The organism is Vibrio sp. 10N.222.49.C9 (genome assembly GCF_041474985.1).
GTDB classification, from domain to species: domain Bacteria; phylum Pseudomonadota; class Gammaproteobacteria; order Enterobacterales; family Vibrionaceae; genus Vibrio; species Vibrio crassostreae_C.
This window is the reverse complement of record NZ_JBFRVD010001186.1, coordinates 1-285: the sequence shown is the minus strand read 5'-3', so window position 1 is coordinate 285 and position 285 is coordinate 1. Positions and strand designations below refer to the sequence as shown.

Here is a 285-nt window from a genome sequence, read left to right as displayed (position 1 = left end):
CAGGCACTGGGTTTAATGCCTTAGGCGCTGAAGGCTCATTGCCGATCTGAGGAACAGGTCGAATGGAAAGGGTTAGCCTAATGATCAACAACATGATCAAGGCAGTGACTGCCGCCGACAGCGCCACAATCACCCACACATTGGTAAGCAAGCTTGTACTGTCTTGACTAACGGTTGTGCCTGATGCGTTACCCTGCTCAATGAGTATCTTTTCTACATTGGCGCGACGCTCAGACTCAAGGTCTAATTGACCTTTTAACTCCACTACGTCAGTACGAATAGTGC

1 pseudogene is annotated in these 285 nt (G+C 49.1%); it reads right to left on the bottom strand.

Going from position 1 to position 285, the window contains the following annotated elements:
• Nucleotides 1-285, bottom strand: a pseudogene (locus AB4585_RS27490) (hypothetical protein); the annotation flags it as partial.